Below are 14,320 nucleotides of genomic sequence, written 5' to 3'. Positions count from 1 at the left end.
TCAAAACGGCCCGGCCCGGGCCGTTTTTCTTTGGAGCGACGGCGCCGGCTTGGTCCGCGCTTGCCGCGACATCGCGCATCGATGTTTCGTTTTTCTGTTCATGCATCGATCAAGCAAGGTTTCATGCAAGCGGCACGCTATAGTCGCGATTGTGGCGTTTTCGTGACAATGCGCGGCCAGGCCGATTCGGCCAATCGGCGGACATTGATGGACCGCACGACCAACCAGAAGATCGAGGAGCAGAAGTGACTGACAAGCATCCCCCGTCGACCGACCTTCCCGAGGACCCCGACCGCCGCCGCGTGCTCGGCGGCATCGCCGCGCTCGGCGCGAGCGTCGCGCTCGCCGGCTGCGAGACCGCCGCGCCGCGCTCGGCGGCCGATCTGCGGCTCGACGCCGCGCTGCGCCGCGAAGTGCGCAACATCGTCGTGATCTATGCGGAGAACCGCAGCTTCGCGAACCTGTTCGGCGACTTCCCCGGCGTGCAGCAGCCGCTCGGCGCGGTATCGCCCGAACGCTACGCGCAGTTCGATCGCGACGGCAAGACGCCGCTGCCGACGCTGCCGAAAATCTGGGGCGGCCTCGTACCGCAGGCGCAAGTCGTCGACGGCAAGCGCTACATGATCGGCGAGCACGACATCACCGGGCTGCCGAACGCGCCGTTCGTGATTCCCGACGCGCAAGGCAAGCCGCTGCCGAACGGCGTGATCACGCGCGATTTGTGGCACCGCTTCTATCAGAACCAGATGCAGATCAACGGCGGCCGCAACGATCAATTCGCCGCGTGGGCCGATTCGGGCGGGCTCGTGATGGGGCATTACCGCAATTCGGCCGAAACGCTGCGGCTCTGGAATCTCGCGCGCCGGTACACGCTCTGCGACAACTTCTTCATGGCCGCGTTCGGCGGCTCGTGGCTGAACCACATCTTCCTGATCTCCGCGCAGGCGCCGCTCTATCCGGACGTGCACACGAGCCCGGCGAAGCATCTCGTATCCATTGTCGAAGGCGACGATCCGGCCGGCGCGCGGCTGAAGCTCGCGGCGGATTCGCCCGCGTCGGCGCTCGACGGCCCGCCGAAATTCGAGAACGACGGCCTCTTCACGCCGGACGGCTACGCGGTGAACACGATGGCGCCGCCGTATCAGCCGAGCAGCGCGCGGCCGCCCGCCGACGGCAACCCGGCGTATGCGGACCCGTCGAACCCGCGCGTGCTGCCGCCGCAGCATTACGCGACGATCGGCGATCGCCTGTCGGAGAAGGGCGTCGACTGGGCGTGGTACGGCGGCGCGTGGCAGTACGCGCTCGAGCATCGCGACACGGGCCCGGTGCCGGACTTTCAGTATCACCATCAGCCGTTCAACTACTTCGCGAACTACGCGCCGGGCACTGACGCGCGGCGGCGCCACCTGCGCGACGCGGGCCTCGGCGACGATCCGTCGACGAACCACCTGATCGCCGACATCGACGCGGGCCGCCTGCCGACCGTCACGTTCTACAAGCCGCAGGGCAACCTGAACATGCACGCGGGCTATGCGGACGTCGAGTCGGGCGATCGGCACATCGCGACGGTGATCGACCACATCATGCGCGGCCCGCAGTGGGCGCACACGGTCGTGATCCTGACGGTCGACGAGAACGGCGGCTGGTGGGACCCGGTGTCGCCGCCGAAGGGCGACCGCTGGGGGCCGGGCTCGCGGATTCCGGCGATGGTGATCTCGCCGTTCGCGAAGAAGGGCTACGTCGATCACACGCTGTACGACACGAACTCGATCCTGCGCTTCATCTCGCGCGTGCACGGGCTCGCGCCGCTCGACGGCGTGCTCGCGCGCGAGCGCGCGTTCGCGGCGCGCGACGCGCAGCCGCCGGGCGATCTGACCGCGGCGCTCGATCTCGGCTGACGTTCAGCGGAAATCCGGCTGCGAACGGCACGCCACATGCGAAGCGTCAGCTTCGCGACATCCCGAGCGTCAACGCGCCCGCGCCGATCAGCGCGGTGCCGCCGCCGTAGCCGAAGCGCCGCTGCGCGGCTGCGCCCGTCAGCCGTGCGGCGGCGAAACGCGCGATGCGCGCATAGCAGGCCGCGTTGATCGACGCGAGGCAGACGAAGGTCGGCAGCAGGACTGCGCATTGCCGCGCGAACGTCTCGTGCGGCGAGATGAACTGCGGAACGAACGCGACGAAGAACACGATGCTCTTCGGATTCAGCGCGGTGACGGCCCACGCGGACAGGAAGCGCCGCTTCGCCGAGCGGCGCTCGACGCTGACTTCCGTCGCGCCGACGCGGCGCGCGTGCAGGATCGAACGAATCCCGAGATAGATCAGATAGCCGCCGCCGACGAGCTTGAGCGCGGTGAACGCGGCCGCCGACATCGCGAGCAAGGCGCCCGCGCCGGCGAGCGAGATCGTCATCGCGGTGGTGTCGCCCGCCGCGACGCCGGCGACGGTGCTCCACGACGAGCGGTTGCGGTTCGCGAGCGAATCGCCGATCACGAGCAGGATCGTCGGGCCGGGAATCATCAGGAGGACGATGCTCGCGCCGGCGAAGGCGAGCCAGGTTGCGGCGGTCATGGGGGGGCCTTCGCGTTGCGAAAGGTGTCAGTGATCCACGCCGGCGGAAGGTTTGTCAAGCGGTTGCCTTTCGTCATTCGTTGTTCCGCGTCAACAGCGTTCGCCGGTCGTGAGAAGCACGCTCAATTTTTCAATATTGAGGTCGTTAAATCATCTGCGCGGGTTGGAGGTTCAGCGTATTTCTGATTCGACAACGAGCTATTGCGTGGGTATATGCGTAATCGAATGAAGCTGCTGATCGGCGCAATGACGGCCTCGGCTTCCTGTTCCGCAATGGCGAATTGGGAACTCTATAGAACAGTCACGCTCGATGGCTATGCCAATTCCATTCCGGGCGGAAGTTACTACCACGAACTCTCGATTCCATCTGGCGTAACGAAAATTTCTTCATCTGAATTTCCCTGACGCATGACGAAGGCCGATGCTGTGTTTGCTTTCTCATGTGTCGTGCATGGGCTGCGGTCCATTTTTATTAACTTGAATATTTCGTGAGAGAACTCATTTATGCGCAAAAAAATTGTCGCAGGCGTGCTTGCGTCCATCATCCCTTTCGTCTGCGAAGCATCGGCCACCGTTGTGGTCGATGCGAAGCGCAATTGTCTTTCGAACACTGGCAATGTTTCTGGCGGCACGCCAGCACTGCTCACGCTTGCACCGGGAAGATATGTCATTTCGATTGGCTCAAACAATATGAGGTGCTCCGCTGGCGGACTGACCAACGGCTGCTTGATCAATTCCGTGATGCTGCAAGGCGGGTTTGGAAATAACCGATGGGGCACCACCATTACCCAGCCAACGGTCGTCGACGTCCCTGGGAATACCTCGACATATATTGCCTATGTCAGTGACGACGCTTGTGGCGACAACACGGGGCAGGCGACTCTGCTCATTCAAACGGCTAACTGAGCTGATGTGCCGGTCTCATCCGCGAGACGCTACGGCGTCGGGCGATGAAATTCACTCCGACGAAGTTTGAGCGGGTGACGCGCTGCCGGCCTGACGCGACCCGCGTGAGCGGGCCGCAAAACTGCGAACTGAACTGGCTAATGCTGATTTGCCATGCTGGCAGCGCGCCTGAACTTGTCATCGCCACGATGAGCGAGTTCGCTTTGTTGAGCGAGTGCGATCTGCTGGCTCAATCGGGCTGCGCGGCGCGATTCCAAGCCGGAAGCGATTGCCGACTGGCGAATCGCGTGCGTACGCACGCCTTAAAAAAAACCCGCCTTGCGGCGGGTGGGAGTAGAACGAGCACGCGTCGAAACGCGTGATTTATTGTTGTGTGGGGGGAATCCTGAGGCTCAGAATTGCGCGGCCGCCTGATAGGCGCCCGCCTTGCCCAACCGGTCCATCGCGGCGCGGTATTCAACCTGCAACTCGGCCTGCGCCGCCTTCGCGTTCGCGAGGAGCGCCGTGTCGATCGCCTGGATTTGGCGCACGAGCGCGAGCGACGCGGGCGTCTGCTCGGCCGAGATCGACATCAGATACGGCGAGCGCTCTTCGGTCAGGCGCGCGGCTTCGGTCCAGTCGGCCATCTGCACCGCGTGATCGATTTCGCGGGTGATCGACAGCACGTGTTCGATCAACGACATCTGATCCATATCAGGCTTCTCCATCGCATTCGATTCGTTACTTGTTGTTCGCCATCGCGCCCGAGCTGTTGCTGCCGCCGAACAGTTGCGTCAGGTAGTTCGAGTTGCTGTTCATCTGCGCCATCAGCGTGTTGAGCGCGGTGAACTGCGCGTTGTATTGCGACGTCAACTGCGACGCGTACGATGCAAGTTGTGTCTGCTGCTGCGCGAGGCTCTTCAGGTCCTGGTTGAGCGCGTTCGAGCGCGTATCGAAGACGCCGCCCGTCTGCACGTAGTTCTGAATCGTGCTGTTGAGCGTCGCGCCGACGCCGTTCGTCGAGTTGAAGAGGGCGGCGACGGTCGACGGGCTGTTTTGCAGCGCCGCGTTGAGCTTCGCCGTATCGATGGTCAGCGTGCCGTCCGTTTGCGCAGACGACGAGCCGTCGGCGAACGTGATGCCGATCGACGCGAGTGACACGGTCGAGCCGCCCGTCGTGACGCCCGCGCCGACCACGCGCGCGAGCGAGTTGCGGATCATGTTGAGCGTGGAGTCGCCAAGGAGCGGCCCCGCGCTTTGCGAGCTGGTGCCCGCGCCCGACAGCGACGACAGCGACGACATCGTCGTGACGACCGTGTTGTACAGGTTGACGACGTTCGTGATCGCGGCGGCCTGCGCGGTCGTGTCGGTGGAGACGTTGAGCGTCTGCGTGGTGCCGACGGCGGCTTGCGTGAGGTTCAGCGTGACGCCAGCGATTGCGCCCGACACCGCGTTGCTCGCGCTCGACGCGGCGATGCCGCCCACCGTGAATTCGGCGTCCTGAGCGGAGGTGCTTTGCGTCCATGCGATGCTGCCGCCCGACTGGATCGTCGACTGGCCGCCCGTCGTGCTCGCCGTCGACGTGACGGCGAGGCTCGACAGCCCGTTGTCGCCGGACAGGTTGCTCACGCCGACGTTGATCACGTTGGCTGCGCCCGTCGTCGCCGAGCGCAGCACGAGGTGCGCGCCGTCGGTGCCCGTGACGATCGTCGCCGTCACGCCGGGGTTGTTCGACGCGGAGTTGATCGCGGCGGCGATGCCGGAAAGCGTGTTGTTCGTCGAATCGATCGAGATCGACGTCGATTTGCCGCCGACGCTCAGCGTCAGCGTGCCGGTGCCGAGCTGCTGCGTCGCATTGAATGCGCCGGAAGACAGTGTCTGCGACGTGGCGATCTGCGTGACGGCGACCGAATAGCTGCCGGCCACCGCGCCCGCGCCCGTCGTCGCGGTGAGGCCGGTGCCCGTCGCCGTGGCGGTGAATTTCTGGGTGAGCGTGCCGTCGCTGAGCGAGCCGATCCCCGCTTGCAGCGCGGTGAGCGCGGCCTTCAGCGTGCCGAGCGCGGAAAGCGTCGTCTGGTCGGTGGAGACCGCCGTCGACAGCGCCGCGGTTTGTCCCGCCGTCTTCGCGTTGACGAGTGCGGTGACGAGCGAGTTGACGTCCATCGACGAGTTGCCCGTCGAGCCGCTGATGATCGACTGCGCTGCTTGCTGCAACGCCGAATTGGTTTGCTGCTGCGTCGTGCTGGTGACGGGCGTGGACATCGGGTGGCTCCCTTCGCCGCCGGATATGGCGGGCGAAAATCGCGAAATTCGGAAGAGTCAGAAAACAAAAACGTGCGGCGGCCACGAGGGTGTTGCGCCGCCGCACAAAGGCGGGCCGCCGGACAGCGCGGCCCGTCGTTCGGTACACGTTATTGCAGGAGCTTCAGCACTTGCTGCGGCAGCGAGTTCGCTTGCGCGAGCACCGAGATGCCGGCTTGCTGGAGCACTTGCGCGCGCGACAGGTTCGCGGTTTCCTGGGCGAAGTCCGCGTTCTGGATTTGCGATTGCGCCTGCGACAGGTTGGTCGAGCCGGCTTGCTGCGTCGTCGCGATCGCGGTGAAGCGGTTCTGGGCCGCACCGAGCGTCGCTTGCAGGTTGTTCACCGTTGAGAGCGCGTTGTCGACCGACACCAGCGCCTGGTTTGCGCCCTGCAGCGTGCTGATGTCCAGATTCGAAACCGTCGGCGGCTGGTTGACAGCGTTGATCTGCGCGACCATTGCCGTCGCGGCCGCCTGATCGGCCGCGCTCAGCGAACTGGTCCCGGCGGCGGCAAGCGTCAGCGTCTGGAACGCCGGGGCAGACTGAGTGCCCGTACCGGCGGTCGATGATCCGAACAGCGCGGTGACGGCTCCGGCGCTCAGCGCCTGGTTGTTCTGATCGGTGAACGTAAAGCCGCCCTTGCCGTCCGACAGGACGTTGATCTGCGTCGTTTCCTGGCCGGTGCTGGTTCCCGGCGTCCAGGCCGCGCCGGACGAATCGACCGCGACCTTGATCGTGCCGAGCGTCTGGCCCGACTGAACCATGCCGCCGCCGATCTTCGCGGCCGACATGCTTTGCGTCAGGTCCACGCTGACCGTCTGGCCGACGTTCGCACCGACCTGGAAGCTCAGCGTGCCGGCCGAGCCGTCGAGAATGTTCTTGCCGTTGTAGGTCGTCTGCGAAGCGACGCGGTTCACTTCAGCGATCTGAACGGCAACTTCCTTTTGCAACGCTGCCGCGTCGCTCGAGCTCAGCGGGCCGTTCGAAGCTTGCACCGCGAGCTGACGGATACGCTGAAGGCTGTTGGTCAGCGCAGACAGGCCGCTCGATGCCGTTTGCAGGATCGACACGCCGTCGTTCGCGTTCGACACGCCCTGGTTCAGGCCGTTGATCTGCGTTTGCATCCGGGTGGCGATCGCGAGGCCGGCTGCGTCGTCCGCTGCGCTGTTGATGCGCTTGCCCGACGACAGGCGGGTGATCGCCTGGGACAGGGCGCTTTGCGAGCCGTTGAGGTTCTGTTGCGCGACCAACGAGTTGATGTTGCTGTTGATTCCGAGCATGAAAATCTCCTAATTGAGCCGTATAGCCCATCAATGCCACTATTGGCGTGGGCGGAAGCACTCGTTCTTTGCCGGCCGCCTTGTGCTGGATTTCGGCGCATGCAAAAAAAACTTGAGGGACATAGTGAGATTCGGCCCGAATTTTTGTGCCGATCGTGCCGATTTGCGCTGATCGTTCGGTGAGCAAACGTTGGATGCTCCCGTTCGCGTACGCGGCTGGAGGCGCCGTCCGGCGGGCCGCGCAGCGGCGCGGACGCGGGTTTTCGATCGGAAAGCGGTAAACTAGTGGTCGAGCCGATGTTTACCTGTTATGATGGCGAGCTGAATTGAGATTTCTGTCACGCCTTTGCCGTTTACGCCCATGCGTAGGGCATGTCTGCTGGCAGTCAAACGCGGCGCCTGGTGTTGGTTGCCGAGCGTTTCGCGGTGCATTCCGCCTCTCTTTTCCGGCCTCCGAGGCCGCTACCCGCTCGTTTCGCCCGTTCGTGGAAACGCCCGGAAGGCCGGTGCGTGGCGCTTGGCCGCTACGTTTTTGACCGTATCAAGCAAATTAGGAACGACATGACGACGATTCTTTTGAAAGAAAACGAGCCGTTCGAAGTGGCGATTCGCCGCTTCCGCCGCGCCATCGAGAAGAACGGCCTGATCGCCGAGCTGCGCGAGCGCCAGGCATACGAAAAGCCGACCGCCGTGCGCAAGCGCAAGAAGGCGGCTGCGGTGAAGCGCCTGCACAAGCGCCTGCGCAGCCAGATGCTGCCGAAGAAGCTCCACTAAGCTTCGTTCGCTTCGCCTCGACGGCGGTGCCGCTTCGTAAGAAGCCGCGCCGCCGTTTTGTTTTGTGGTCGCCGGTGAGGCGCCCTGGGGTAGGGCGAGGCGCCACAAGCGAATGCGCGCCGTTGCTCGCACGCGTCGCGCCGCCGCCCTTTGACGCCTTGGCGCGGCCAGCATGCGATCCGTTGGAAATTGATCTTCGCGGTGATGCGCATCGTGCGCGGATCGCCGGGCTTCGCGTAATCCGCGTACTGGACTGGAATTCCCGATAGCGCCGGCTCCTCGGGTTGTCGATCGACGCGCACAGTGTCACGTCGCGCTGGCCGAGCGCGACGTCATTCGAATTCGGTCGCTCGCCGCGGCGACGCCGATTGCCGCGGCGGAGCGGGGCTGTCGGATCAGGCGGCCGGCTTTCTCTTTCTGCTGGCCTTCTCGCCGAGCGCCGCGCAGCGCGTGTGGCACGGGCAGGTTCTTTCGTGATCGTTGACCATGCCCGTCGCCTGCATCAGCGCATAGCAGATCGTCGAGCCGACGAACTTGCAGCCGTAGCGCTTGAGCGCCTTGCTGAGCGCGTCCGAGCGCTCGGTCGACGCCGGCGCGTCGCGGTACGACGCCCACGCGTTCTGCAGCGGCGCATGATCGACGAACGACCACAGGAACGCGGCGAGCGAGCCGTGCTCCGCGCGGATCTGCTGGACCGCGCGCGCGTTGGCGACGGCCGCCTCGATCTTCGCGCGGTTGCGCACGATGCTCGCATCGAGCACCAGTTCGTCGATCCGCTTCGGCGTGAAGCGGGCGACCTTGTCGACGTCGAAGTCGGCAAACGCCGCGCGGTAGCCGGCGCGCTTGTTCAAGATCGTCGACCAAGACAGGCCCGCTTGCGCGCCTTCGAGCACGAGCATTTCGAATAGATGCCGGTCGTCGTGCGACGGCACGCCCCATTCGGTATCGTGATAGTGAGCGTCCGCTTCGGTTTTTACCCAACTGCAGCGTTCCTGCTTCGGCATCTCGCATGTCCCGTCGATCTGGTCGCGTCAGCATAACGGATCGGCGGGGGCGCGCAAGCCTGGCCGTTCGGCCGATGGGCGCGGCGAGCCGTTGCGGTTAAGCTTCTTGCATCAACGGCATTTCGTCGAATCAACTGAACTGAAGCACGCGATGGGCAACGACATTTTTCTGATCGGCATCGACGGCGGCGGCACCGGCACGCGCGCGGTGCTCGCCGATGCGCGCGGGCGCGAGCTTGCGCAGGGCAGCGCCGGGCCTTCCGGGCTCGCGCTCGGCATCGAGGCTGCGTGGCGCTCGATCGAGGCTGCCAGCGCGGACGCTTGCGCGCGCGCTGGCGTCGCGTTCGACTGGCGGCATTGCGTGCTCGGCTGCGGGCTTGCCGGCGTGAATCATCGCGAGTGGCTGAACGCATTCCGCGCGAGCGCGCCGCTTGCCGCATTCGTGGTCGAAAGCGATGCGTATACGACCGTCGTCGGCGCGCACGGCGGCGGGCCGGGCGTGATCGTCGCGCTCGGCACGGGCAGCATCGCGGCCGCGCTCGATGCGTCGGGCGCATGCCGGATTGCGGGCGGATACGGCTTTCCTTCCGGCGACGAGGCGAGCGGCGCGTGGCTCGGCTTGCGCGCGCTGTCGTACGCGCAGCAGGCGCTCGACGGCCGTGCGCCGCTCGACGCGCTCGCCCGGGCGCTCGTCGCGCACACGGGCGCGTCCGGCCGCGATGCGCTCGTCGTCTGGTCGTGCGAAGCGAATCAAACCGCATATGCGGGGCTCGCGCCGATCGTGCTCGCCCATCGCGACCACCCGGCGGCCGCGCGCTGGATCGAGCAGGCGGGCATCGAGATCGCGAGGATGATCGACGCGCTCGATCCGGCGGCGGCGCTACCCGTCGCGTTGTGCGGCGGGCTGGCGGAGGCGCTTGCGAGTGCGGTGCCCGAACCGCACCGCGCGCGGCTCGTCGCGCCGCAAGCCGATTCCGCGCACGGCGCGCTGCGGCTCGCCCAACGGGAAGCGGCGCGGCTCGGGCTCGCGGCGCCGCGCTGAACGCGATCGGGGCGGGCTGCGGGCGAGAACGGCCCGCCGCGAGCGGCATTCTTCGTCCGACGATAAAATGTCCGCTTCCTCCCGTGTCACCCGCATCCTCCGACGTCCGCCATGTATAAAGTCATCGCCACCGATCTCGACGGAACCCTGCTCAACAGCGACCACCAGCTCGATCCTTATACGATCGATACCGTGCGGCGGCTCGCGGAAGGCGGCGTGCCCTTCGTGATCGCAACCGGGCGCCACTACGCGGACGTCGCCGGCATTCGGGACGTACTAGGCATTCGCCCTTACCTGATCACATCGAACGGCGCGCGCGTGCACGCGCCGGACGACACGCGGATCCACGCGCAGGACGTGCCCGCCGACGCGGTGCGGCAACTGGTGCGGCCCGAGCTCGTCGGCACGCACGGCCGCGTGATCGTCAATCTGTTCACGAACGACGGCTGGCTGATCGACCGAGACGCGCCGCATCTGCTCGCATTCCATCAGGATTCCGGATTTCGCTACGACGTCATCGACATGCTGTCGCACGACGGCGCGGACATCGCGAAGGTGCTGTACATCGGCGAGCCCGAGGATCTGGCCATCGTGTCGGACAGCCTCGCGCGCCAGTTCGGCGGTGCGCTGTACGTCACGTATTCGCTGCCTGACTGCCTCGAGGTGATGACCGCGAACGTATCGAAGGGGCGTGCGCTGCGTGTCGTGCTCGAGCGGCTCGGCGTCGATCCCGCGCACTGCGTCGCGTTCGGCGACAACATGAACGATATCGATCTGCTCGAGACGGCCGGGCATCCGTTCATGATGAACAATGCGAATCCCGATCTCGTCGTGCGCCTGCCGAAGGTGCCGCGAATCGGCAACAACTTCGAAGCGGGCGTCGCGCGTCATCTGCGCGCGCTGTTCGCGCTCGAGGATTCCACCACGCACTGAGCGCCGCGCCGATCTCGCCGGCACGCGCGGCCAGCCGCATCCGCAACGAAAACGGGCGCCGCGGCGCCCGTTTTCGCTTTTGTCCCGTCGCCGGCGGCCGGCGCGAGTCCGGCCGCGCCGTCATCAGCTTTCGTCGCGCCCCGCGACGAGCGGATACACGACGCCCGCGATCGCCGCGCCGATGATGGGCGCCACCCAGAACAGCCACAGTTGGCCGATCGCCTCGCCGCCGACGAAGAGCGCCGGGCCCGTCGAGCGCGCCGGGTTCACCGACGTGTTCGTCACCGGGATCGAGATCAGGTGGATCAGCGTGAGGCACAGGCCGATCGCGATCGGCGCGAAGCCGGCCGGCGCGCGCTTGTCGGTCGAGCCGAGGATCACGAACAGGAAGAAGCCCGTCAGCACGACTTCGCAGATGAACGCGGCCCCGAGCGAGTAATGGCCGGGCGAGCGCGCGTCATAGCCGTTCGTCGCGAAGCCGCTGCCGACGACGTCGAAGCCCGGCTTGCCGGTCGCGATCAGATACAGCACGAATGCGCCGAGCGTGGCGCCGACGACCTGCGCGACGATGTACGGCACGAGATCGCGGGCCGGGAAACGTCCCGCCACCGTCAGGCCGACGCTCACGGCCGGATTCAGGTGACACCCGGAAACGTGGCCGATCGCGAACGCCATCGTCAGAACGGTCAGGCCGAATGCCAATGCGACTCCGGCAAAGCCGATGCCGAGGCCCGGAAAAGCGGCCGCCAGAACGGCGCTGCCACAGCCGCCGAGGACGAGCCAGAACGTGCCGAACACTTCCGCTGCGAGACGCTGAGGTAATTTCATTGGAGTAGTTCCTGGTCGTGAAAATCGAAAACGGATTGCGCCGTGAAAAGCAGGGACGCATCCACGAATGCCGACTGGATTATAGGAAATTCTATGGTCTCCGAAGGGTCAACGATTGTCAAATTGAGATTGATCGATCGGCGTTTTTATTAGAATAAGGCCGCATTGCAGGACGTATTGTAATTGAATTTTAAAATTTATCAGACGAAATGGTTTCCGCAGATTTCGTAGCAATTCTGATTGCGCAATAGAACCTTTGTGTCTAGGCTGGGAATTGCCAGGCGGATCATGATATAGGGAGTTGAAATGTCTCAGTACGCGAAAATCAAGGCGCAGATCGTAGAGCTGCAGGCCCAGGCCGAAGAAGTGCGTCGCCAGGAGATCGCGGCCGTGGTCGCCGAACTGCAAGGCAAGATCGCCGAGTACGGGCTCACGGCACAGGACTTGGGATTTGCCGAGCGGGCACGGCGCGGCCGTCCGCCGAAGAAGGGGCCGCTGCCCCCCAAGTACCGCGATCCGAAGTCAGGCAGCACGTGGAGCGGCCGCGGGAAGCCCCCGCATTGGATCGTCGGCAAAAACCGCGAGCGCTTTTTGATCGGCTGATTATCCGGCGCCTGGCAAAAAGAAAGCCGCATTTCCCGATGCGGCTTTCTGCTATGCAAAACGTAATGGACGCATCATTTCTGCAATGACGCCGGCCAAAGGGTTAACCCGCCGCTACGCGTCGCCATTGCGGCTGCTTGGATGCGTCGCGCAGCGTTTCATAGATGTCGATATAGCGCCGCGCCATTGCATGCGAGCTGAAACGTTGCTCAAATTGCGCGCGGATTGCATCGCGTGACAATTCGTCGATCCGGTGCAGCGCGCCCACGGCGCCCTGCACGTCCTCGACGATGAAGCCCGTGAGGCCGTCGTCGATGACTTCCGGCACGGAGCCGCGGTTGAACGCGACGACGGGCGTGCCGCACGCCATCGCCTCGATCATCACGAGGCCGAACGGCTCGGGCCAGTCGATCGGGAACAGCAGCGCCTTCGCGCCCGACAGGAACGCGGGCTTCTGCGCTTCGTTGATCTCGCCGATGAACTCGACGTGCGCGGAATCGAGGAGCGGTTCGATCTCGGCCTTGAAATAATCCTCGTCGACCTTGTCGACTTTCGCGGCAATCTTGAGCGGCAGGCCGCTTTGCGCGGCGATCCGGATCGCGGTGTCGACGCGCTTTTCCGGGCAGATGCGGCCGAGGAACGCGAGATACTCGGGCTGGCGGCCGGCCTGCGGCGTGAGCAGCGTGTCGGGCAGCCCGTGATAGACGGTGCCCGCCCAGCCGGCCTGCGGCAGTGGCGTGCGCTGCGAATCCGAGATCGACACGACGGGCGCGTTCGGGAACGCGTCGAATACGGGCTGCAGCTCCGGCAGGTCGAGGCGGCCGTGCAGCGTCGTGACGAACGGCGCGTCGAGGCGCGACAGCAGCGGGAACGGCAGGTAGTCGAGGTGGACATGCAGGATGTCGAACGTGTGCGCGGCGCGCGCGACCTGCTCGAGCAGGCGCATATGGGGCGCCATCGCATCGCGGATCGACGGATCGAGGCGCAGCGCGCGCGGCCATGCGGCTTCGAGGCGCGCCGACGTGACGGAATCCCCGCTCGCGAACAGCGTGACGTCGTGCCCCATTTCGACGAGCGCCTCGGTCAGGTAGGACACGACCCGCTCGGTGCCCCCATAGAGTTTGGGCGGAACGGCTTCGTAGAGCGGGGCGATTTGGGCAATGCGCATGAGCGTTTCTCCGTTGCGAAGAGGGCGGAACTCGCCGGGGGGCGGTGCGAGCTTCGCTCCGGTAAGCGGTGAGCGCCTGCGTGCAGGCAGACGGGGCGGTGCGCGGCGAACGTCGCCGGACCGGGCGTTCCGATTCATTATCGGGATCGCCCGCGCGGTATCGAGCGATTTTTCAAACGCTTAACCCTTGTTACAGGATGAAATACGCAAAAACCCTAGAAAACGCCCGGCCGAATGACTAGGATGTGGCAGAAAAGGGATGCGAAAGCCGCGCGTCGCAATGGCGCGAATTCCGTCGGCCCGCTGCCGTCGCGCCTGAAGATGGTGTTTTCCCGGCCTTGATTGGCGGGACTTTCGGCCGGACGGGCGTTTGCGGGCCATTCCCACCCTTTGTCGGAAAAATTCCTACACGGTTTACAGACAATTCCGGCAAAGCGCATTCCCCTTCACTGATAGCGGCTCCCCCGACGATTGGCCAAAATGCCCGTAAGAATATAAACAAGCCGATTGCCCCCTTCTCGGTGGGTAGATCGAGCAAACGTTTTCACTGGCATTACCGATTGGCCAAGGATTTCTTACGGGGGAATCGAATCATGAGCGCAACCAGCGAAATGCTCGCCGAGATCAACGAAGTCAACCTGTCTTACCTGCTGCTCGCCCAGCGGCTGTTGCGCGAGGACAAGGTCATGGGCATGTTCCGCATGGGGATTTCGGGGGAACTCGCCGACGTGCTCGTGAACCTGACGCTCGCCCAGACGGTCAAGCTCGCCGCATCGAACCAGATGCTCTGCCGTTTCCGCTTCGACGACCACGCGCTCCTGTCGTCGCTCGCCGACAAGGGCCGCAATTCCGCAGTCGCTCACGCGCATTCGGCGATCCTGATGGCCGGCCAGCCGGTCGAAAGCTTCCGCTGAACGGAAAGCCGCGCGCCGCG

At 64.9% G+C, this 14,320-nt stretch carries 17 protein-coding genes; 10 read left to right on the top strand and 7 right to left on the bottom strand.

Annotated elements, in window-relative coordinates; all coding sequences use genetic code 11:
* The first annotated feature begins 81 nt into the window (after window positions 1-81).
* Window positions 82-249 (top strand): hypothetical protein, encoded by a 168-nt coding sequence (locus WS92_RS33635; protein ID WP_006023845.1) that lies wholly within the window; start codon window positions 82-84, stop codon window positions 247-249.
* On the top strand, window positions 246-1,898 hold the full coding sequence (locus WS92_RS28110) for an acid phosphatase (protein ID WP_059934756.1): 1,653 nt from the start codon (window positions 246-248) through the stop codon (window positions 1,896-1,898). Before WS92_RS33635 ends, WS92_RS28110 begins: the two co-directional genes overlap by 4 nt.
* A 46-nt stretch (window positions 1,899-1,944) precedes the next feature.
* Here WS92_RS28110 and WS92_RS28105 read toward each other — a convergent pair whose 3' ends face one another.
* Window positions 1,945-2,568, bottom strand: a complete 624-nt coding sequence (locus tag WS92_RS28105; RefSeq protein ID WP_059934757.1) for a LysE family translocator — start codon at window positions 2,566-2,568, stop codon at window positions 1,945-1,947.
* A 225-nt stretch (window positions 2,569-2,793) separates the two neighbouring features.
* Between WS92_RS28105 and WS92_RS35330 the strand changes: the two genes are divergently transcribed.
* From WS92_RS35330 to WS92_RS35325, 3 genes are all read left to right on the top strand, one after another.
* Complete coding sequence (locus WS92_RS35330) at window positions 2,794-2,973, top strand: hypothetical protein (protein ID WP_138110403.1); 180 nt, start codon at window positions 2,794-2,796, stop codon at window positions 2,971-2,973.
* A 99-nt stretch (window positions 2,974-3,072) separates the two neighbouring features.
* On the top strand, window positions 3,073-3,474 hold the full coding sequence (locus WS92_RS28100) for a hypothetical protein (RefSeq protein WP_061083891.1): 402 nt from the start codon (window positions 3,073-3,075) through the stop codon (window positions 3,472-3,474).
* A 44-nt stretch (window positions 3,475-3,518) separates the two neighbouring features.
* Complete coding sequence (locus WS92_RS35325) at window positions 3,519-3,836, top strand: hypothetical protein (protein WP_141668095.1); 318 nt, start codon at window positions 3,519-3,521, stop codon at window positions 3,834-3,836.
* A 30-nt stretch (window positions 3,837-3,866) separates the two neighbouring features.
* On the opposite strand, the gene WS92_RS28095 is transcribed toward WS92_RS35325, so the two are convergent.
* The 3 genes from WS92_RS28095 to WS92_RS28085 form a co-directional block, all read right to left on the bottom strand.
* Window positions 3,867-4,181 (bottom strand): flagellar protein FliT, encoded by a 315-nt coding sequence (locus WS92_RS28095; RefSeq protein ID WP_041861554.1) that lies wholly within the window; start codon window positions 4,179-4,181, stop codon window positions 3,867-3,869.
* Between the two features lie 13 nt (window positions 4,182-4,194).
* Window positions 4,195-5,715 (bottom strand): flagellar filament capping protein FliD, encoded by a 1,521-nt coding sequence (gene fliD, locus WS92_RS28090; protein ID WP_059934758.1) that lies wholly within the window; start codon window positions 5,713-5,715, stop codon window positions 4,195-4,197.
* Window positions 5,716-5,864: 149 nt separating this feature from the next.
* A complete protein-coding gene (locus WS92_RS28085) occupies window positions 5,865-7,034 on the bottom strand; it encodes a flagellin (RefSeq protein ID WP_059934759.1) in 1,170 nt (389 codons plus the stop codon).
* A 561-nt stretch (window positions 7,035-7,595) separates the two neighbouring features.
* Between WS92_RS28085 and rpsU the strand changes: the two genes are divergently transcribed.
* Entirely contained in the window at window positions 7,596-7,808 is a 213-nt protein-coding gene (rpsU, locus tag WS92_RS28080) for a 30S ribosomal protein S21 (protein WP_004198205.1), read from the top strand.
* 395 nt (window positions 7,809-8,203) lie between these two features.
* Here the strand turns inward: rpsU and WS92_RS28075 are convergent, their stop codons facing one another.
* Window positions 8,204-8,812, bottom strand: coding sequence for a DNA-3-methyladenine glycosylase I (locus WS92_RS28075; protein WP_006023838.1), 609 nt, complete (start codon window positions 8,810-8,812; stop codon window positions 8,204-8,206).
* 106 nt (window positions 8,813-8,918) lie between these two features.
* Between WS92_RS28075 and WS92_RS28070 the strand changes: the two genes are divergently transcribed.
* Window positions 8,919-9,854 carry a glucosamine kinase nucleotide-binding domain-containing protein gene (locus WS92_RS28070; protein WP_171845247.1) on the top strand — a complete coding sequence of 312 codons (936 nt, stop codon included), beginning with the start codon at window positions 8,919-8,921 and terminating at the stop codon, window positions 9,852-9,854.
* Window positions 9,855-9,965: 111 nt separating this feature from the next.
* Complete coding sequence (locus tag WS92_RS28065; protein ID WP_059934761.1) at window positions 9,966-10,787, top strand: Cof-type HAD-IIB family hydrolase; 822 nt, start codon at window positions 9,966-9,968, stop codon at window positions 10,785-10,787.
* Between the two features lie 123 nt (window positions 10,788-10,910).
* Here the strand turns inward: WS92_RS28065 and aqpZ are convergent, their stop codons facing one another.
* Window positions 10,911-11,615: an aquaporin Z gene (aqpZ, locus tag WS92_RS28060; protein ID WP_059934762.1), complete on the bottom strand. Its 705-nt coding sequence runs from the start codon at window positions 11,613-11,615 to the stop codon at window positions 10,911-10,913.
* Window positions 11,616-11,921: 306 nt separating this feature from the next.
* Here aqpZ and WS92_RS28055 point away from each other — a divergent pair, with 306 nt between their 5' ends.
* Window positions 11,922-12,218 (top strand): H-NS histone family protein, encoded by a 297-nt coding sequence (locus WS92_RS28055; protein ID WP_006023832.1) that lies wholly within the window; start codon window positions 11,922-11,924, stop codon window positions 12,216-12,218.
* A gap of 103 nt (window positions 12,219-12,321) precedes the next feature.
* Here WS92_RS28055 and WS92_RS28050 read toward each other — a convergent pair whose 3' ends face one another.
* A complete protein-coding gene (locus WS92_RS28050) occupies window positions 12,322-13,386 on the bottom strand; it encodes a glycosyltransferase family 4 protein (protein ID WP_059934763.1) in 1,065 nt (354 codons plus the stop codon).
* A 593-nt stretch (window positions 13,387-13,979) separates the two neighbouring features.
* Between WS92_RS28050 and flhD the strand changes: the two genes are divergently transcribed.
* Window positions 13,980-14,300 carry a flagellar transcriptional regulator FlhD gene (flhD, locus tag WS92_RS37035; protein WP_006023830.1) on the top strand — a complete coding sequence of 107 codons (321 nt, stop codon included), beginning with the start codon at window positions 13,980-13,982 and terminating at the stop codon, window positions 14,298-14,300.
* The last annotated feature ends 20 nt before the right edge of the window (window positions 14,301-14,320 follow it).

The organism is Burkholderia sp. MSMB1588, assembly GCF_001546925.1.
Taxonomy (GTDB): Bacteria; Pseudomonadota; Gammaproteobacteria; order Burkholderiales; family Burkholderiaceae; genus Burkholderia; species Burkholderia humptydooensis.
This window is presented reverse-complemented; position numbering and strand designations above follow the sequence as displayed.